The 18,141-nt window shown below is 70.0% G+C and carries 15 protein-coding genes and 1 tRNA gene; 6 read left to right on the forward strand and 10 right to left on the reverse strand.

Annotated elements, in window-relative coordinates; translation table 11 throughout:
* Positions 1 to 43: 43 nt before the first annotated feature.
* Positions 44 to 697: a histidine phosphatase family protein gene (locus LNK82_RS44165; RefSeq protein WP_230572787.1), complete on the forward strand. Its 654-nt coding sequence runs from the start codon at positions 44 to 46 to the stop codon at positions 695 to 697.
* Here LNK82_RS44165 and LNK82_RS44170 read toward each other — a convergent pair.
* The gene (locus LNK82_RS44170) at positions 694 to 1,746 is read right to left on the reverse strand and encodes a MerR family transcriptional regulator (protein WP_230572788.1); all 1,053 of its coding nucleotides are present in this window, start codon (positions 1,744 to 1,746) and stop codon (positions 694 to 696) included. The genes LNK82_RS44165 and LNK82_RS44170 overlap by 4 nt on opposite strands.
* 67 nt (positions 1,747 to 1,813) lie before the next feature.
* Positions 1,814 to 2,131, reverse strand: coding sequence for a hypothetical protein (locus LNK82_RS44175; protein WP_230572789.1), 318 nt, complete (start codon positions 2,129 to 2,131; stop codon positions 1,814 to 1,816).
* Between the two features lie 84 nt (positions 2,132 to 2,215).
* Here LNK82_RS44175 and bluB point away from each other — a divergent pair, with 84 nt between their 5' ends.
* From bluB to eno, 3 genes are all read left to right on the forward strand, one after another.
* Positions 2,216 to 2,848 (forward strand): 5,6-dimethylbenzimidazole synthase, encoded by a 633-nt coding sequence (bluB, locus tag LNK82_RS44180; RefSeq protein ID WP_230572790.1) that lies wholly within the window; start codon positions 2,216 to 2,218, stop codon positions 2,846 to 2,848.
* 74 nt (positions 2,849 to 2,922) lie between these two features.
* Positions 2,923 to 4,437, forward strand: coding sequence for a GGDEF domain-containing protein (locus LNK82_RS44185; RefSeq protein WP_230572791.1), 1,515 nt, complete (start codon positions 2,923 to 2,925; stop codon positions 4,435 to 4,437).
* A 72-nt stretch (positions 4,438 to 4,509) separates the two neighbouring features.
* Entirely contained in the window at positions 4,510 to 5,793 is a 1,284-nt protein-coding gene (gene eno, locus LNK82_RS44190; protein ID WP_230572792.1) for a phosphopyruvate hydratase, read from the forward strand.
* 191 nt (positions 5,794 to 5,984) lie between these two features.
* Here the strand turns inward: eno and LNK82_RS44195 are convergent, their stop codons facing one another.
* A complete protein-coding gene (locus LNK82_RS44195; RefSeq protein ID WP_230572793.1) occupies positions 5,985 to 6,632 on the reverse strand; it encodes a response regulator in 648 nt (215 codons plus the stop codon).
* Between the two features lie 141 nt (positions 6,633 to 6,773).
* Complete coding sequence (locus tag LNK82_RS44200) at positions 6,774 to 7,241, reverse strand: peptidoglycan recognition protein family protein (protein WP_230572794.1); 468 nt, start codon at positions 7,239 to 7,241, stop codon at positions 6,774 to 6,776.
* Positions 7,242 to 7,573: 332 nt separating this feature from the next.
* Here LNK82_RS44200 and LNK82_RS44205 point away from each other — a divergent pair, with 332 nt between their 5' ends.
* On the forward strand, positions 7,574 to 10,765 hold the full coding sequence (locus LNK82_RS44205) for a penicillin acylase family protein (protein ID WP_230572795.1): 3,192 nt from the start codon (positions 7,574 to 7,576) through the stop codon (positions 10,763 to 10,765).
* Between the two features lie 72 nt (positions 10,766 to 10,837).
* Here the strand turns inward: LNK82_RS44205 and LNK82_RS44210 are convergent, their stop codons facing one another.
* Together LNK82_RS44210 and LNK82_RS44215 are read right to left on the reverse strand one after the other, a co-directional pair.
* On the reverse strand, positions 10,838 to 11,584 hold the full coding sequence (locus tag LNK82_RS44210) for an FkbM family methyltransferase (protein WP_230572796.1): 747 nt from the start codon (positions 11,582 to 11,584) through the stop codon (positions 10,838 to 10,840).
* Between the two features lie 18 nt (positions 11,585 to 11,602).
* The gene (locus LNK82_RS44215) at positions 11,603 to 12,457 is read right to left on the reverse strand and encodes a hypothetical protein (RefSeq protein WP_230572797.1); all 855 of its coding nucleotides are present in this window, start codon (positions 12,455 to 12,457) and stop codon (positions 11,603 to 11,605) included.
* A gap of 199 nt (positions 12,458 to 12,656) precedes the next feature.
* Between LNK82_RS44215 and LNK82_RS44220 the strand changes: the two genes are divergently transcribed.
* Positions 12,657 to 12,729, forward strand: a tRNA-Arg gene (locus LNK82_RS44220).
* Positions 12,730 to 12,905: 176 nt separating this feature from the next.
* Here the strand turns inward: LNK82_RS44220 and LNK82_RS44225 are convergent.
* Genes LNK82_RS44225 through LNK82_RS44240 form a run of 4 tightly spaced genes read right to left on the reverse strand, consistent with a single transcriptional unit; the run spans position 12,906 to position 17,588 of the window.
* On the reverse strand, positions 12,906 to 14,300 hold the full coding sequence (locus LNK82_RS44225; protein ID WP_230572798.1) for a tyrosine-type recombinase/integrase: 1,395 nt from the start codon (positions 14,298 to 14,300) through the stop codon (positions 12,906 to 12,908).
* A complete protein-coding gene (locus tag LNK82_RS44230) occupies positions 14,297 to 14,506 on the reverse strand; it encodes a helix-turn-helix transcriptional regulator (RefSeq protein WP_230572799.1) in 210 nt (69 codons plus the stop codon). Before LNK82_RS44230 ends, LNK82_RS44225 begins: the two co-directional genes overlap by 4 nt.
* Before the next feature lie 14 nt (positions 14,507 to 14,520).
* On the reverse strand, positions 14,521 to 16,095 hold the full coding sequence (locus LNK82_RS44235) for a replication initiator (RefSeq protein WP_230572804.1): 1,575 nt from the start codon (positions 16,093 to 16,095) through the stop codon (positions 14,521 to 14,523).
* Between the two features lie 26 nt (positions 16,096 to 16,121).
* Positions 16,122 to 17,588 carry an FtsK/SpoIIIE domain-containing protein gene (locus LNK82_RS44240; RefSeq protein WP_230572800.1) on the reverse strand — a complete coding sequence of 489 codons (1,467 nt, stop codon included), beginning with the start codon at positions 17,586 to 17,588 and terminating at the stop codon, positions 16,122 to 16,124.
* Positions 17,589 to 18,141 lie beyond the last annotated feature (553 nt).

Below are 18,141 nucleotides of genomic sequence, written 5' to 3' on the forward strand. Positions count from 1 at the left end.
CGTCCCGTTTCGCCTGCGAATGTAACACCGGCACCATGGACCGGTGCGGATCATCCTGCTGCGGCACGGCCAGAGCCTGGGCAACGTCGACGAGCTGGCGTACTGCCGCATCCCCGACCACGCCCTGCCGCTGACCGAGCTGGGCGAACAACAGGCCCGGGCCGCCGGGACGCGGATCAAGGAGCTCCTCGACGGCGGCCCGGCGGCCGGCTACGTCAGCCCGTACGTGCGGACCAGGACCACCCTGCGCAACCTCGACCTCGGCGACCAGCTGGAGCGCACGGTCGCCGAGCCGAGGTTGCGCGAACAGGACTGGGGCAACCTCCAGGACCCGGTGCAGCAGGAGGTGCTCAAGCACCAGCGGCACGCGTTCGGGCACTTCTTCTTCCGGCTGCCCAACGGCGAGTCCGGCGCGGACGTGGACGACCGCCTGGCCGCGTTCCTGACCGACCTGGAGACCCGGATGCGGGACCCGGCGCACCCGGGCACGGTCCTGGTCGTCTCCCACGGCCTCACCATCCGGCTGCTGTGCCGCCGCCTGTTCGGGTGGAGCATCGAGCTGTTCGAGTCCCTGTCGAACCTGGAGACGTGCGAGGACCGGGTCCTCACCCACGACGGCGAGGCGTGGCGCCTCGACCGGCCGTTCGACCAGTGGCGGGAGTCACCGGACGGCGAGACCCAGGGACCGATCGGCTAGCCCGGCACCACGTCCGCGACCACGCACACCACGTTGTCCGGCCCGCCACCGGCGTTGGCCAGCTCGACCAGCCGCCGCGTCGCCTCCTCCGGCTCGCCCTCCGACGCCAGCACCTCCCGCAGGTCGGCTTCGGGCACGACGGTGTGCAGGCCGTCCGAGCACAGCAGGTACCGGTCACCGGGCAGGGCGTCGTGCAGCGCCAGGTCCGGCTCCACCGCCTTGCCGTGCAGGGCGCGCACCAGCATCGACCGCTCCGGGTGGCTGACCGCCTCCTCCTCCGTCAGCCGGCCTTCGGCGATCAGCGACTGCACGACCGTGTGGTCGTGCGTGATGCGGAACAGCCGGCCGCCGCGCAGCAGGTACACCCGCGCGTCGCCGACGTGCACCAGGCCGAGCCGTGAGCCGGACAGCACCATCGCGGTCAACGTCGTGCCGCTGCACTCGTCGCCGGGGTTGGCCGACAGGTACTCGCCGACAGCCGCGCCGGCCCGGTGCACGGCGTCCGCCAGCGCGTTGAGCAGCTCCCCCGCCGGGATGACGGTGTCCAGCCGGGTGAGCGCGTCGATGGCCATCGTGCTGAGCGGCTCGCCGCGGGCGCCGAACCCGTCGGCCACGGCCAGCAGCCGTTCGCCCGCGTAGCCGACGTCCTGGTTCGAGTCCCGCACCAGCCCTTGGTCGGTCCGAACCGCGTACCTGAGCGTGACGGTCATGGTGGAGTCCTTCCCGGACAGTTGTGCCACGAGGAAGGAGGCGAGGCTCCGCCGTGCCGCGGTGTCGGCCTCGACCTGCGCCCAGTAGGCGCGCACCTCGGCCGCGGCGTCCGCCGGCGCCAGCTCGCACACCCCTCGGATGCGGGCCAGCGGCATCCCGAGCCGGCGCAACCACGCCACCAGCCGGGCCCGGTCGAGCTGGTCCGGCGAGTACAGCCGGTAGCCCGACAGCGGGTCCACCCGGGCCGGCGCCAGCAGCCCCAGCTCGTCGTAGAGGCGCAACGCCTTCGGCGACAGGCGGGCGGCCCGCGCGAACGCGCCGATCGTCAGCAGCTCCACGACCCCTCCCCCGACCGGACCCGCGCGGCCCGGCGAGACCACCGTGCGGCTTCACCCAGGGTGAAGGTCAACCGACCGCGGGGTCCACGACGGAGGAGCGGTCCCGCACCAGTCCGCTCAGCGACACCGTGCCCGCCACCGCCAGCACCGCCAACGCCGGCCAGTCCGCCACCAGGCGCCCCTCGTCACCGATGACGAAGCTCCCGTACAGGCCCCAGCACTGCACCGCGGTCAGCGCCGCGCCGAACACCGTCGTCCACCACGAGACGACCACCACGACCACCACCAGCAGGAGCAGGGCGAACACCGGCCAACTGCCCGCCAGCGCGGTCACCACCACTCCGCCCGCGAAACCCAGCGCGGACCCGTGCACCGTTCCGACCATGACCGGCCATTCAACGCCGAGCTGAGACGGACGCCACCCTCTCCCGGTCAGGTTCACCGGAACGCGTGAGGCACGATCGTCCGAATGAGCTTCTACGACGTCCTGCACCGCCGGAGGGACACCAGGGGCGAGTTCACCGGCGCCCCGATCCCGCCCGACGTGCTGCGCCGGGTGCTCACCGCGGCGCACGCCGCGCCCAGCGTCGGCCTGTCCCAGCCGTGGGACTTCATCGTCGTGCGCGACGAGCACACCCGCCGCGCGTTCCGCGACCACGTCCACGCCGAGCGCAGCGTCTTCGCCTCCGAACTGGACGCCGGGCAGGCCGAGCTGTTCGCCCGGATCAAGGTCGAGGGCATCCTGGAGTCCACGGTCGGCGTCGTCGTCACCTACGACCCCGACCGCGGCTCGCCCGCCGTGCTCGGCAGGCACGCCATCGCCGACGCCGGCCTGTACTCGGTGTGCCTGGCCATCCAGAACCTGTGGCTGGCCGCCACCGCCGAGGGCCTCGGCGTCGGCTGGGTCAGCTTCTACCGCGAGGACGTGCTCCGCCGGATGCTGGACATCCCGCAGCCCCTGCGCCCGGTGGCCTGGCTGTGCGTCGGGCCCGTCGAGTGCCTGCCGGACACCCCCGACCTGGAGCGGCACGGCTGGCGCAACCGGCTGCCCCTGGAGGCAGTGCTCCACGAGGAGCGGTACACCCGGCGTTCGGGCCGGTAGCCTGTGGTAGCCGTGCCGGCGGCGAGCGGTCCTCGCGTACCGCATCGCCGAGTCGGAATGGAGTGTCAGCACGAGTGGAGCAGCGAGATCGGCCGGTAGCCGGACAGGTTCCGCAACTCGACCTCGAGGTCAAGGCGTTGCTGAACGCTGGCCGCCTGCCGGAGGCCAACACCCTGTTCGACCAGGTGGTGAGCCGCGTCCCGCCGGGCGCCGACCGCTGGCAGCGCTCCGCCGTGCTGGTCAACCGAGCCAAGCTCGCCTGGCGCCTGGGCCGCATCCCGCTCGCGCTGGAACTGGCCGCCGAGGGCTGGACCGACCTCGACGGCGAGCACAGCGACAACCCGGCCGCCGCCCAGGCGATGCACGCCCTGGCCTACCTGCTGGAGGGCATCGGCAACCGCCGTGCCGCGGTGGACATGCTGCGCCTGTCCGTCCAGGTGGCCCGCCGCGCCGCCGAGCACTCGCCGTCCGCCGTCGAGGTCCTGGGTCACTGCCTGCAAGGGCTGGGCGGCACGTTGAACTTCCGCGCGATCTCCTCACCCCCCGAACGCGCCCGCGCGATCTTCGAAGAGGCCCGCGGCTACCTCAAAGAAGGCCTCGACCTGGCTGAGGAGGAGCAGATGCGCCGCGCCCTGCTCGCCGCGTACAGCCGCTCGTTGGCCGGCGTCGGCGAGCTGGACCAGGCCGAGGAGAACGCGCAAGAGGCGCTGCGCCAGGCCCAGGACGCCGGCGACAAGTGGGCGTCGGCCGTGGCCGGCTGGGTCCTCGCGGTGGTCCGCCGCGAACAGGGCGACCTGGTCAGCGCCCGCACCCTCGCCAGCCGCGCGGTCGCCGCCTCGGAGTCCATCAACGACCCGTCCCTGCTCCTGCGGTTCTCCCTCGACCTGGCCGACATCTGCGCCGAGATGGGCGACCACGTCGGCGAGGCCACCGCGCTGCGCTGCTCCGTGGCGGCGAGCCGCACCGCCACCGAGACCCTCCAGGAAGGACTCGGCCAAGCGCTGGAGCAACGCCGCGTCGCCGTCCAGGCCCAACGCCTGGCCGTCGCCGCCCAGGAAGCCGCCGCCCGCGACCCCCTCACCGGCCTGGCCAACCGCCTCGGCTTGGAGCGCGCCGCCGCCGGCCTGTTGGAGAGCACCGCGGCGCGCGGCCGGGTGCCGTGGCTCGTCCTCGTCGACGTCGACCGCTTCAAAGGCGTCAACGACGACGCCGGCCACGCCGCGGGCGACGCCACCCTGCGCGAGATCGCCCAACTGCTGCGCCGCGAGTGCCGTGCCGCCGACCTCGTGGCCCGGTGGGCGGGCGACGAGTTCGTGGTCCTGCTCGGCGACGCCGACGGCAACACCCTCGAAGTGGGCCCCACCGTCGCCGAACGGATCCGCGCGGCCGTGGACGGCCACGACTGGACCGTCGTGCTCGGCTCCGCCTGCCACCCCACCGTGAGCATCGGCGTCGCCGCGGGCCCGGCCAAGCTGGACCAGCTCTTCGCCGCCGCCGACATGGCCCTGTACCGCGCCAAGCGCCAAGGCCGCAACCGCGTCGAGGTCGAACCCCGCCTGGTCGTCCCGGAAGCCGTCTCCGGCAACTAGCCCGGGGTGGCCCCGCCGGGCCGGGTCGAGGCACTATGTGTCTTGACCGATTCACCTGGCTTGAGGAGCGAAATGACCGCGATCGTGCGCGTCGTCGGACGACAGGTCCTGGACAGCCGCGGCAACCCGACCGTCGAGGTCGACGTGGAACTGGCGGACGGCTCGCTCGGCCGCGCCGCGGTGCCCTCGGGCGCGTCGACCGGCACGAACGAGGCGGTCGAACTGCGCGACGGCGACCCGTCCAGGTACCACGGCAAGGGCGTGCGCAAGGCCGTCGCCGCGGTGAACGGCGAGATCGCCGACGCGGTCAAGGGCCTGGCCGCCGAGGAGCAGGCCGTCATCGACCAGACGATGATCGAGCTGGACGGCACCCCGAACAAGGCGAGGCTCGGCGCCAACGCCACCCTCGGCGTCTCGCTCGCCGTGGCCAAGGCCGCCGCCGCGGCGCACCGCCAGCCGCTCTACCGCTACGTCGGCGGCGTGTTCGCGCACGTGCTGCCGATGCCGATGATGAACATCATCAACGGTGGCGCGCACGCCGACAACGCCATCGACTTCCAGGAGTTCATGATCGCGCCGATCGGCGCGGAGAACTTCGAGGAGGCCGTGCGGGTCGGCTCGGAGGTCTTCCACACCCTGCGCAAGAGCCTGCACGAGGCCGGCCACAACACCAACGTCGGCGACGAAGGCGGTTTCGCGCCGAACCTGAGCTCGGCGGACGAGGCGCTGACCTTCGTGGTCGACGCGATCGAGAAGTCCGGCTACACCCCCGGCGAGGACGTCGCGCTCCTGCTCGACCCCGCCGCCTCGGAGTTCTACACCGACGGCGTCTACGACTACCGGGGCGAGGGTCGCAAGCGTTCGGTCGAGGAGCACGTCGCCTACCTGGCCGAACTGGTCGACAAGTTCCCGATCGTCTCGATCGAGGACGCCATGGCACAGGACGACTTCGACGGCTGGAAGCAGATCACGGACACCATCGGCGACCGCTGCCAGCTGGTCGGCGACGACGTCTTCTGCACCAACGTGAACCTGCTGCGCAAGGGCATCGACCTCGGCATCACCAACTCGATCCTGGTCAAGGTGAACCAGATCGGCACCCTGACGGAAACGCTGCTGACCGTCGACACGGCCTACCGCGCCGGCTACTCGGTCGTCATGTCCCACCGCTCCGGCGAAACCGAGGACTCCACCATCGCCGACCTCGCCGTCGCGCTGAACTGCGGCCAGATCAAAACCGGCTCCCTGTCCCGCTCCGACCGCACCGCCAAGTACAACCAACTGATCCGCATCGAACAGGAACTGGGCGCACAAGCCGAATACGCCGGCAGCCGAACCCTCAACGGCCACCGCTGACCAACCCACCTATGCCCGATTTGACATGGGTTCGGGTGCCATAGGCTGGTCCAAGCCGGGCAGGCCCGGCGGACGCTTTCCCGCCAGGCCTGCCCGGCTTTGGCCTGCCTGGGGTGCCCGGACCTGAACGTTCGACACGCCGGACCTGAACGTTCGACACGCGGGACCTGAGCGTTCGACACGCGGGACGATCAGGCGATCAGACCGCCCCGGAACGCCACCAACGCCGCCTGCACCCGGTTCACCGCACCGATCTTGCCCAGCACCGACGACACGTACCCCTTGACCGTCGCCTCCGACAGGTGCAACGTCCCACCGATCTCGGCGTTGGACATCCCCTGTCCGATCAGGACCAACACCTCGCGCTCCCGTTCGGACAACGAGGCCAGCAACCGCCGAGCGGGCTCGGCCGCCCGCTCACCGTCGGCCACCGCCGCGAGCACCCGCGCCGCCACACCGGGGTCGAGCACCGCGCCACCCAGCGCGAGGTCGCGCACGGCCCGCACCAGCTGCTCCGGCTCGGTGTCCTTGAGCAGGAACCCCGAAGCGCCCAACCGCAGCGCCTCCGAGACGTACTCGTCCACGTCGAACGTGGTCAGCATGGCGATCTTCGGCGGGTCGGGAATGGCGCGCAGCCTGCGCAGCGCCATCAACCCGTCGGACGACCGCATCCGGATGTCCAGCAGCACGACGTGCGGGCGGTGCCGGCGTGCCAGGTCGGCCACCAGGTGCCCGTCGTCACACTCGGCCACGACCTCCATGTCGCCTGCGCTGCTGAGGATCATGCGAAGGCCGGACCGGACGAGGTCTTCGTCATCGGCCAGCATCACCTTGATCACGACGCCTCCCCGCGTTGGCGTTTCGTGTTCGTGCCCGTCCAGCCTCGTGCACGAACACGCAAGCTGACGTTAAGTCCCCGTTATCTCACCACGGAAAGACGCGGGTTCAGCCTGTTCACAGTTGCCAGGAAATAACCGAGGTCAGCTCAGGACCTGCGCAACTTCCTGGCGCAGGCGCGGCAGCAGGGCGTAGAGCTTGTCGCCCGGGCAGAGGGTGTCGCGGTAGTCCCGGTGGCCCTGGATCGACGACGGCGGGATGCCGTACTGCTCGCACGTGTACACGCAGAACGACACCAGCGAGTCCCATTGCGACTTCGGCGGCTCCACGTCCATGTAGAGGCCTTCGTTCTCGATCCCGATGGCCGCCGTGTTCTGGCCGGGGCAGTGCGCGCCCACCACGACCCGATCACCGGCCCGCAACGCCGCCAGGCTGCCGTGCCTGCCCTCCATGAGGAACCCGCCGCGGCTGTTGGTGAAGTGCTGGCCGGAGTCGATCCAGCCGTTGGTGTCCATGTGGAGGTCCTGGATCCACCTGGCGTTGGCGTACGCCGCCGCCTGCGAGTAGTCGGTCACGTTCGCCGACGCGGTGTGGTGGACGAGGATCCGCACCGGCCGCTCGTTCACAACGCTCGTCGGCTGCGCCGGCGGCCTCGCGCCCCAGTCGGCGCAACTGCGGATGGGCAGGACGGGCGAACCGAGGGCCGGCGAGGACCCCAGACCAACGAGCACCCCCGCGCCGGCGAGACCGGTGAGACCGGCGAGCAGCGATCGACGTCGCATCATGTTGACCTTTTTCCCAATATCAAGCCAATAGGTCAAGACTCCACACCCGGACGGGCGAAGACCACCGGCAACCCACCCAAACGCGAAGGTCTTTCGCGAATGAGCGACCAGCCAGTAACGTGCGTCACACGATCCCTGCCTGGAAGGAGCTTCGCGTCATGCGGAGAGCCGCCCGATCGCTAGCCGTGGTCGCACTCCTCGCCGCCGCGGCCATCACCGTCCCCACCACTCCCGCCGTCGCCGCCGCCGAGGTCAGGACCAGCGCCTTCACCCCGGACGACCACTGCCTGGGCCAGTGCCACGACGTGCTGCCGCCCGGCCAGAACGGCAACGCCACCCTCGCCGAGATCCTGGCCCACCGCGCGCTCGGCACCCGTCCGGCGCACTCCGCCGACCAGCTGGGCCGCTACGACTCCCTCGTCTCCGGCTACGGCGGCCTGACCAACGAGCAGCTGGGCGCGTTCTTCAACGACGCCTCCTTCGGCGTCGCGGCCGACCAGGTCGAGAGCACGATCAAGCCGCGCGCGGACGTCACGATCGTCCGCGACAAGACCCTCGGCATGCCGCACATCTACGGGACGACCCGCTCCGGCACGGAGTTCGGCGCCGGCTACGCCGCCGCACAGGACCGGCTCTGGCTGATGGACCTGTTCCGCCACCTCGGTCGCGGCCAGTTGTCCGGGTTCGCGGGCGGCGCCGAGGGCAACCGGGCGTTGGAGCAGAGCTTCTACAACCAGATCCCCTACACCGAGGCCGACCTCCAGGCGCAGATCGACCAGGTGGCCACCCAAGGCCCGCGCGGCGCGCAGGCGTTGCAGGACGTCAAGGACTACATCGCGGGCATCAACGCGTACATCGCCAAGTCCGTCTCCAACCGGACGTTCCCGGGCGAGTACGTCCTGACCGGGCACGCCGACGCGATCACCAACTGGAACGACATCAAGCCGTTCCAGCCGACCGACCTGGTCGCGATCGCCGCCGTCGTGGGCGGGCTGTTCGGCGCGGGCGGTGGCGGCGAGGTGCAGAACGCCCTGGTCAAGCTGGCCGCCCAGAACAAGTACGGCGCCACCGTCGACGACCGGGTGTGGCGGTCGTTCCGCGAGCAGAACGACCCCGAGGCCGTGCTCACCCTGCACGACGACCAACGCTTCCCCTACGCCACCACACCCGCCTCACCCCAAGGCGTCGCCCTCCCCGACAACGGCGCCGTGACCCCCGAGCCGATGGTGGTCGACCAAACCTCCTCACCACACTCCACAGTGGACACCCCAGCCGGCCTCGCGCCCCTCCAAGGCCTCTTCTCCGACGGCGTCCTACCGCCCGACCTCCTCACCAAGAAGCACGGCATGTCCAACGCCCTGGCGGTGTCCGGCCGGCACACCGACACCGGCAACCCGATCGCCGTGTGGGGCCCGCAGACCGGCTACTTCGCACCGCAACTCCTGATGCTGCAAGAACTCCACGGCCCCGGCCTGCGCGCACGCGGCGTGTCGTTCGCCGGCGTGTCGATGTACGTGCAGCTCGGACGCGGCACCGACTACTCGTGGAGCGCGACCTCGGCCGGCCAGGACATCACCGACACCTACGCCGTCGAGCTGTGCGAGCCCGCCAACGGCACGCCCACCGCGAACTCGCTGCACTACCGCTACCACGGCCAGTGCCTGCCGATGGAACGCCTGGAGCGCAAGAACGCGTGGAAGCCGACCGTCGCCGACCCCACGCCCGCCGGCTCGTACACGCTCGTCATGTACCGCACCAAGTACGGCCTCGTGCAGAGTCGCGCCGAAGTCGACGGGAAGTTCGTCGCGTACACGTCGCTGCGCTCCACCTACCTGCACGAGGTCGACTCGATCATCGGCTTCCAGGAGTTCAACGACCCCGACGCCATCAAGTCGGCCGCGGACTTCCAGCGCGCCGCCGAGCACGTCGGCTACGCGTTCAACTGGTTCTACGTGGACTCCCGCGACACCGCGTACTTCAACTCCGGCGCGAACCCCGTGCGCAAGGCGACCGTAGACCCGCACCTCCCGGTGAAGGCCGAGCCCGCGTACGAGTGGGAGGGCTGGAACGCCGACCGCAACACGGCCGCGTACACGCCGTTCGCGCAGCACCCGAACTCCGTCAACCAGGACTACTACACCAGCTGGAACAACAAGCAGGCGCTCGACTACTCCGCGTCCGGCTACGGCATGGGCTCGGTGCACCGCGGCGACCTGCTCGACGACCGGGTGCGCGCCCTCATCGCCCGCGGCAAGGTCACCCGGACCTCCCTCACCCAGGCCATGGCCGAAGCCGGCGTCGCCGACCTCCGCGCCGAACAGGTCCTGCCCGACCTCCTCCGCGTGATCGACACGACCCCGATCACCGATCCCGGCCTCGCCGCCGCCGTGACCAAGCTCCGCGACTGGCACCGGTCCGGCTCGCTCCGCAAGGAGACTTCACGCGGCAGCAAGACCTACGCGCACGCCGACGCCATCCGGTTGCTCGACGCGTGGTGGCCCCGCCTCGTCGAGGCGCAGTTCAAGCCGGGCCTGGGCGACGCGCTCTACGGCCGGCTCACCAGTGCCCTCCAGATCGACGAACCGCCGTCGGACACCCACGGCTCGGCCCCGCACAAGGGCTCGTCGTTCCAGAACGGCTGGTGGAGCTACGTGGACAAGGACCTGCGCGCCGTGCTCGGCGATCGCGTGGACGGCGCTCTCGGCGCCCGCTACTGCGGCAACGGGAACGTGGCGGCCTGCCGCCAGACGCTGCTCGACACGCTGAACGCCGCCGCAGCGACCCCACCGTCCACCGTCTACCCCGGCGACGACTCGTGCGCCGCAGGCGACCAGTGGTGCGCCGACACCATCATCCACCGCGCCATGGGCGGCATCACGCACGACAAGGTGCACTGGCAGAACCGGCCCACCTACCAGCAGGTCGTGCAGTTCCCGTCCCGTCGCGGCACGAACCTGGCGAACCTCGCCGCGGGCGCCGCGGCCACCGCCAGCAGCCACGAACGCGGCTGGTACGACTCGCCGCCGTCGCACGTCGTGGACGGCAAGCCGGACACCCGCTGGGCCAGCGACTGGTCGGACCAGCAGTGGGTGCGGGTCGACCTCGGCGCGACGCGCACCGTCGGCCGGGTCGTGCTGTCGTGGGAAGCGGCTTATGCCAAGGCATATCGCATAGAACTGTCCACCGACGGCAGCACGTGGCGGACCGTTTACACGACTTCCGCAGGAGATGGTGGCCGGGATCTTGCGTCGTTCGCCCCTGATGCGGCACGATTCGTACGAATGACGGGTATCCAACGGGCCACCGGATACGGATACTCGATTTACGAACTTGAGGTCTACGGCTCGTAGACCGGCCCACAGGAAGACCCCGGTCCACCCCCAGGGACCGGGGTCTTCCGCTGTTCCGGGCCTGGCCGGCGCCTAGCGCGCGACGAACAGGTAGTTGCGCACGCGATCGTCGATCCGGTCGACCTGCCGCCACGTGTCGCGGTGCCACGCGTGCATGCGGTAACCGCGTTCGGCCAGCCAGTCCTGCACGTCGCGCGCGCGGTAACCGAATCGCGACACGTGCCGTTCCTCGATCTCCAGGAGAAGTTTCGGTCGAAACCTCTCGATGGTCTCCTCGCCGCCTTGCAGCACGCGCAGTTCCGCGCCTTCCACGTCGGCCTTGACGAAGTCCACCCGGTCGATGGCGTTGGCCGCGCGGAAGCGGTCCAGCGTGTCCGTGCGGACCAGCACTTCGAGGTGCTCGGCGAACTCGGCGTTGGAACCGAGGCCGTCCGCGCCCGCGGTGAGGAACGAGCGGCCGGTGACCGGCGTGCCGTGGCGGACCGGGACGCTCATGACCTGACGGCCCTCGGTCACTCCCAACGCGACGGAGTGCCGGACGATGTTGCGACCCTCGCGCGGGCGCAGCAGGTAGGACAGCGCGGGGTGCGCGAACACCAGCGGCTCGATGCTGTGGACTGTCCCTTGTGGACCGACGAGGCGGGACAGCGAGACGGTGTAGAGGCCGAGCGCGGCGCCGATGTCGACGCACACGTCTCCGGGCCGCACCACCTCGCGCAGGCCGATCAACTCGGGTTCGACGTACGGCGTGAGCCGGGCGAGGACGCGCAACGCGCCAGCCACGGCCGCGCCGCGCACCTCGGTCAGGTTGTGGGTCACGCTCACCAGATTAGGGAATCAAGTTAGGGGCTTGGCGCCGTTCTGGTTCTGCTGCAGCTGGGCCGGCAGGCCGACCTGCTCGGCGAACTCCGCGGCGACCGTCGAGCCGCCGTAGATGCCGAGCGCTTTGGCCAGGTGGAGGCGGACGTCGGCGCGGTGCCCGTCGTCCAGGCGGGGCAGGGCGCTCTCGAAGGACGTGACGAGCGTGTCGGCCCAGTGCTGGTCGCGGCGCTGCGTGGCGATGCCGACGAGTTCGGCCAGGTGCCGGCTCAGCGCCACCGCCTGCTCGACCTCGTAGCCGTTGCGGACGAGCCACCAGATGGTCGCGCTGGACAGGTCGGTCAGCACCTCGTCGCGCAGGTACTTGATCTCGGCGCGTTCGGCGTCCCGTTCGGCCTGGCGCATCGTGGTGGTCTGGAGCAGCTCGATGTGCTTGCGCGCCATCGCCAGGTCGTGCTCGTCCACGGTCAGCTCGACCGCGTCCGCGCGGGCCCACACGTGCGTGCCCTCGACCTGCCGTTCAGCCGCCAGTTCCGCGCCGAGCTGGTGCTGGAGCGGGGCGTGGTGGACGAGCATCGCACGCTCGGTGAGGGCCTTGGCCCGGTGGATGACGTCGTTGACCGCGGCGCTGCGCGGCGCGTTGTGCCGCGCGCCCGTCGTCAGGTCCACGCGCCAGTGGATCGTCATCTTGGCGTGGAAGTCGAGCCCGTAGACGGCGCTGGGGAGCGGCGACTCGAACGGGTGTTGGTGGGAGGTCGAGGCCGGGACGAAGGTGTACTGCTCGGCGTTGGGGCGGGCGCGGAGGCGGCGCCACCACGCGCCGACGGAGCCCAGGGGGCCGGGACGGAAGTCAGGCCAGGGTCGGCTGCTCATGGGATGGCTTTCGTCGGAGGGGGATATGGCCCCTCTGTACCTCACTGGACCGATGCGGAACAGGTGCGGTCGCCCACATCCCCCGGACAGCCGACCCCGCGAGCCCCACCCCCTAACCCAAGGTGCACGTTCCTAGGCCCACCGAGTGACAACCCCACCACCGGAAGCCGGATCCCCGACCGGGTACGCTCACCACCGCGCCCTCGTAGCTCAGGGGATAGAGCATCGGTTTCCTAAACCGTGTGTCGCAGGTTCGAATCCTGCCGGGGGCACTCACCTTTCGCCGGGTGAATCAGGCCCTGAGCAGCGGCAACGCGCTCGGGGCCTGATCTTTTAAGTCAGTCGCCGTCAGCCGGAATCTGCCCCCGTCTGCCGGGGTTCGCGAAACCACTGCGAAACGGCCCGACCCCCTGGGTCGGGTTCCCAGGGGGTCGCGGTGAGACCTGCGCTACTCGTCACCGAACAGCGCTTCAACCAGCTTGTTGACCTTCTCGCGCTGCCCGTCGATGCACTTCGCGTACACCTTGAGCAGCACGTCCACCGAGTGCCCCGCTCGCTCCGCCACCTCGGTGGCCGGGACGCCGCCGTTGAGCATGAGCGAGACTGCGGCGTGCCGAAGGTCGTACGGCCGCCCAGCCAGCGGAGAGGCCGCCTGAGCAGGCGTCAGGGCGTACCGGCGAGCCTCCTCCCACACTCGGTAGTAGGTGGACGACGAGACGACCCCTCCACCAGGTGAGCGGAACAGCCGCCCGTCCGGCCCGGTCCCGAACCGGTCGAGGTGGGACCGCAGAATTCGAACGTGTACCGGCGGGATCGGCACCGGCCGCACGTCCTTCGCCCCACGGTGCTTCAGCCCCCGCCGGTCGTGGACCTCCCCTGAGTCCGTCCACCGCTTCCCAGCCGCCGGACGTGACTCTCCGAGCATCAGCAGTCCCCACCCCTCCTCGGGCAGGGTGCAGTCATCCTCACGGAGCCCCAGGCCCTCAGCAGGCCGAGCAGCGGCGTAGTAGCAGGTCGCGAAGAACGCCTCCAGGTGCGCGCCCCGGTCCTGGTCCCGCCGACCGACGTACGTCACCGAGGTCAACAGCCGCTCCACCTGGCCGGGGTTGGCGACGACACGCGGGTCGACCTGCTCCACCACCTTCGCAACCTTGCGCTTCACCCTGGTCAGGGGGTTATCCGGGATGAGTCCCCGCTCCACGGCGTAGGACAGCAGGTTGAACAACACCGCCCGTTTCCGCTGGTAGACCGTTGCAGCCGCCGCCTTGCCGTCAAGCTTGGCCGCCAGTGCGTCCAGCACCTCACGAACCGCCACAGCGTTCGTCAGGTCGAAGAGCGGTCGCGAATTCCGAACCAGCCAGTCAACGACCTCCCGACTCTCACGCGACAGCTCATCGTCTCGGGTAGTCGGAGGCAGCAGGTTGCGCGTGAGCACGCCCCGCAGGTCGTTCACCTCCGGCCGTCCAGCTCTATCCCGAACGAACACCGCCCCAGCCGTAGCCAACGCCTCCACCGTGCTTCCCCGTGTGGTGGCCGCAGAATCCGGCCATTTCATGTCCATATAGGACTGCGCAAACTCCACAAAGGACATCGAGTTGCGCCGCTTCAACTCCGAGACCGGAAGGCCCGTCTCGACGTCGAACTCCTCACCCCTCCGAGCGGCCTGCATCAGCTCCGACCGCCGGCTGTTGGCCAGGGCTTTGGTCCCGAACCACTCCGAGTGCGACTTGGTGTCGGTCACCCACCGCACGCCATACGGCCGGGTCTTCTTCCGACCGCCCTTGCCCTTCCGCTTCGACCAGTCCGCGATCTCCCAGAACCGAACCTTGAACGTGGTCGTCATGCCGCCACCCGGTAGAGACCGTCCAGCCAGTCCAAGAAGTCGGACCGCTTGCACCGCAGCTCACCGTTGGGCAGCGCGAAGCAACGAGGCCCCTTCCCCGTCTGCCGCCACTTGTAGAACGTGTCCCGCGAGACCTCCCCGCCGAGTGCTTCCAGCATCTCCGGAACAGACATCAACTGAGCCAGCTCACGCACCTTGCCACTCATCCCCGAACCCCCGTTTACGCAGCTTGAGAAGTTGCCGAACGGTTTGGCGGACTGGCCGAGGCGAGCAACGCCGCCGTGTACTCGGCCTTCCATCGACGCCGCTCCGCGACCGCCCGCAGCAGCAGGTGTGGCCTTGGAGGCACATTCGGGTCACCGGGCTGCACGTTGTTCCAGACGACCCGTTTCGGCTGGTCGTCCTCGGTGATCCCCACATCGGCAAGCAGTTGCCGAACGAATTCCTTGCGATCGTGCTTGTGGTCGGCGAGCGACTTCCCGGACCACTTCCGCGACACCAGCACCCGCCGACCGGCCACGCCGAGCGTTGAGCTCTTGTGCGCCTTGCCCTTGCACCGGCCAGGCTCCGTCGACAGCCGAGCGCCCTTCGGCTGGACGCCGTAGAGCAACCACACCGGGCACTGCGGCGAGCAGGGCGTCACGGCCAACTCCGCGCACAGCCGTTCAGCGTGGTCCTCCTGGCGGCTGGTCTGGGCGTCGAAGCACTCGCCGATGCTCTTGGTCAGGTACTTCGTCAGGTAGCCGATGTGGCGTCCGGCCTCCTCCGTGCCGCCGAGGATGCCCTTGGAGTGCACCTGGACACCGAACCGCGCCACATGCGCCGGACGCTCCACCTGGTCGAGGGCTTCCTCCCAGGTAGGCAGCGGTTCGCGGGTGACCGGATCAACGAACCCCTTCGCCCGCGCGTCCCACACCGGTCGGTTGTCGCCGCTGTACTTGATCTCGTCGTGGTTCGGCCACCAGACCTGGTGGTAGGTGGCTTCGGCGACCGCTCGCAGCTCCGCGCGCGAGATCGAACCCCGGACAGCCGCGTGCCAGTGCGGCGCCAGACGTCGCTGAGGTTCGACCGTCGAGAAGTACTGCACGTCCCAGCCGACACAGCGCCGCAGGTTCTGCACGAACCGGTCCAGCAGGGCCGCGAAGTGCACCGCGTCCCGAGCCGCACGCCGGTAGTCGTAGCGGGCCGGATCAACCGGCGTGCCGTCGCTGCGCACCTTCCCGTAGCTGTCCAGCGTCAGCGTGAGGAACGTCGACGGCTGGTACTTGCCGCCGAAGACCCGACCAACGGTCCGTTTCTGGACCGGCCGCCGAGGCAGGTTCGGCGCATCCTGCCGCCGACGCGTGGACCGCTTCCGCACTGCCCGAGACCGCACCTCCAGCGGAGGAAGCGCACCGCGGACTCCCAGTTGCCGAAGTTCGGCATCGACACCGGTGACCTCCTCCCGCAGCTCCTCAGCGCCGACCTCGTCGTCCTCTTCGACCGCCTGCCGGTACGCCTTGACCAGATCCGCCCGGTACGCGGTCAGCCCCCGCTGGTCGTCGCTGGGAGCGTTCGGAGTGAAGTCGGGTTCCTCGGTCAGGTGCCACCCCTCGCGGCACTGCGCCATCCGCAACCTGCGGTTCTTCTCCGCACAGGTCGGGCACACACTCGCCACGGTGGAGCCGCACGCCACGGGCACGATCTCCACCCGACCGGTGTCCAGGTCGATCCGTTCCATGGCCAGTGGCCGGACACACACGCCGTGCTCCTCCGCCACCGCCCGAGCTACATCCAGCGCCGCCGGCTGCTTCATCCGGTCCGCACGGGTCAGGTACTCGCTCACGCCGCCACCTCCCCCGCGCCGTCCAGCCGAGTCGGGAAGTCGTGCACGGTGGCGTCCGCCAGGTAGACGCCCAACTCGACCAGGTCCGCATCGGTCACGTGGAAGGCCCGAGCCCGCTCCGGCTCCCTCTGTCCGTCCTGCTTCACCCACGCGACACCGGGCGTGTTCTCGCTGACCTCATGAGCCGCCGCGCCCCGCTGCCGGACACCGTCACCAAGGACCATGTCCACCTGCTGCGGTTCGTCCAGCCGCAGGGCAACCCGCGTGGTGAACAGGTGCCGGAAGGACACGACCTCCTTACGCGGGTCCTGCACCAGGCCGACGACCGCGTAGCCGGGTGCCCGTCCCTGGGAGGTGATCGTCTGGATGGCCCGCGCCGCCCGTTCGCGGAGTTGCTTGTCCGGCTGGTAGGCGATCAGGTCCGCCAGCTCATCGACCACCAGGACCGTGAACGGCTCCCCGCTCGACCGCGCCCACAGCCGCCGGACACCCCGGTAGCGGGTAGCCCGCTCCTTGACCTCCGAGGCGATTTCCTCAAGCAGCGCAACGGCTTCCGGCCCGTTGTCGTACACGACCCGATCGAAGGCGTCCGGGCACTGGCCCAGCTCCATCCCGCCCTTCGGGTCAATCCCGACGAGCCGCACCAGGCCCGCGCGGACTGCCGGAGCGAGCTGCCATACCAGCGACCACAACACCGAACCCTTACCGGCACCGGGCACGCCGACCACGAGGAGCTGAGACCCGAGCAGCCGCAGCCGCCACGGCTTACCCGTCTCGGTCCGCCCGACCACCACCCGCTTGAGGTCAACCTCAGCGTCCGCCAGGACAGGCACCGGCAGCGGACGCGCCAGCGGGTCACGGTGGACGAAGTCCAGTTCGATCACCCGAGGCCGCAACACCCGCACCCGACACGACCGAGCGCCGAACGAGTGCGCCAGCCCATCCCGCCGCAGCTCCCACGCCTCCGGCGACTGCGCAGGCACCATCCGCACCCGGACCCGGTCCCTCCACCCCTCCGACCGCACTCGCCGCAGCTTCGGCCGGTACTCGCGCCCACGGTCCCGCTTGGCCAGATCGGCGAGCCGCATCACCGACCGCCAACGCGGCACATACACCGTCGCCCGCCGCCACTCCGTCACCAGCCGGAACCAGCAATGCCGCAGAAACGACGCCTGGTCGTACCCCGCCCACATCGCCAGTACCGCGACCAGCGACAACAACGCCAACACCAACGGCGACAGCCCGAACCGCCACCAGCACCAGGCCGCCGACACCGACACCAACGTCACCACCGGATACCGCACCACAACGAGCACCAGGCGCACGACCCCGACCACCGCCAGCCACACCAGAGCGACCAATGCAGCCAGCCACTTCGCCTTACCCGGCACCAACATCCACCACGGCACCCGAGGCCGCACGCCCTCGAACGGAGCCGGATCAACCCACCTCCCGCCGCTCATCGCCCACACCCCACGGGGGCAAAGATCAGCGGCAGCCAGCCCAGACAGGAACAGCACACGAGCTGGTTGGGGGCATAGACCCCGAACCTCTTGCACGCCCCACAGGGGCGACCGTTGGGAAGCTTCCACACCGATGGAGCACCACGCCGACTTGACGCACGGCCCCCACGTACCGATAGCCTTGACATGACCGGAATCCCTTGTGTGTCAACAAAAGCGCGCGACAGTTCCGGTCGGTGCGTCGTCGGTGAACAGCTCCAGGCCCGCCAAGACTTGAGGTCTGTTCACCGGCGACCACCACCGACAGGTCAGTGATCGTCTTCAGATGTCACTACCGCGATGTGGGCGGACACCACCGCATCCGATGCCCGCCCACACCACCGGTTAGTAGTCGAGCGGATCGGGCATCCAGGGCAGCCAGGCCACCGGGCCCTGACCCCGGATGCTGGACACCAGACACACTTGGATCCTGACGATCCGGGTGGACAGGAGTCCCGTTCAGATGGTGATGAAGCACTACCCGCCGGAGTTCCGGGCCGAGGCGGTCGCGCTC

The sequence above is a fragment of the Saccharothrix luteola genome (assembly GCF_020859565.1).
GTDB lineage: Bacteria > Actinomycetota > Actinomycetes > Mycobacteriales > Pseudonocardiaceae > Actinosynnema > Actinosynnema luteola.

Bases quoted from the DNA above. Each gene is read 5' to 3' on its own strand.
- LNK82_RS44205 (WP_230572795.1), top strand. From the start codon at position 7,574: ATGCGGAGAGCCGCCCGATCGCTAGCCGTGGTCGCACTCCTCGCCGCC.
- eno (WP_230572792.1), top strand. From the start codon at position 4,510: ATGACCGCGATCGTGCGCGTCGTCGGACGACAGGTCCTGGACAGCCGC.
- LNK82_RS44240 (WP_230572800.1), bottom strand. From the start codon at position 17,588: ATGAGCGGCGGGAGGTGGGTTGATCCGGCTCCGTTCGAGGGCGTGCGG.
- LNK82_RS44175 (WP_230572789.1), bottom strand. From the start codon at position 2,131: ATGGTCGGAACGGTGCACGGGTCCGCGCTGGGTTTCGCGGGCGGAGTG.
- bluB (WP_230572790.1), top strand. From the start codon at position 2,216: ATGAGCTTCTACGACGTCCTGCACCGCCGGAGGGACACCAGGGGCGAG.
- LNK82_RS44235 (WP_230572804.1), bottom strand. From the start codon at position 16,095: ATGAAGCAGCCGGCGGCGCTGGATGTAGCTCGGGCGGTGGCGGAGGAG.
- LNK82_RS44225 (WP_230572798.1), bottom strand. From the start codon at position 14,300: ATGACGACCACGTTCAAGGTTCGGTTCTGGGAGATCGCGGACTGGTCG.
- LNK82_RS44230 (WP_230572799.1), bottom strand. From the start codon at position 14,506: ATGAGTGGCAAGGTGCGTGAGCTGGCTCAGTTGATGTCTGTTCCGGAG.
- LNK82_RS44215 (WP_230572797.1), bottom strand. From the start codon at position 12,457: ATGAGCAGCCGACCCTGGCCTGACTTCCGTCCCGGCCCCCTGGGCTCC.